Raw genomic sequence first — 351 nt, forward strand, 5'->3', positions numbered from 1 at the left:
AGACCTATATCAGGAACAACACGAACCCTGCGAGCGTAGACTTCTTCTACTATACGGACCGCAACCAGGCGGAAGCGGACGGCATCCAGGGCACGACATACCCTAACGCCATCCCTGACCCAACGGACTATGACGGCCCATCGGGAACGATATACGTGCTGATGACGACAAACGCCAACAACCCGGCGGCGAAGAAATGCTACCAGATAGTGGAGCTCGAGCTAATCGTTCACCCGCTTCCTGCGCTGGCCAACCCGATACCGAACTATACTGCCTGCGTAGGGGGTGCCACGCATACCTTCACGATGAGCAGCCACAATATCAATGTAATCGCAGCAGGGCTTAACCCGG

General features: G+C 56.1%; 1 protein-coding gene. It reads left to right on the forward strand.

All coding sequences use genetic code 11. The features are described 5' to 3' along the window. Positions 1 to 351: hypothetical protein (locus FJA49_RS18285; protein ID WP_158629422.1), on the forward strand; the 351-nt coding region annotated here is incomplete at both ends.

The sequence above is a fragment of the Flavobacterium microcysteis genome (assembly GCF_006385255.1).
In the GTDB taxonomy this organism is placed as follows: domain Bacteria; phylum Bacteroidota; class Bacteroidia; order Flavobacteriales; family Flavobacteriaceae; genus Flavobacterium; species Flavobacterium microcysteis.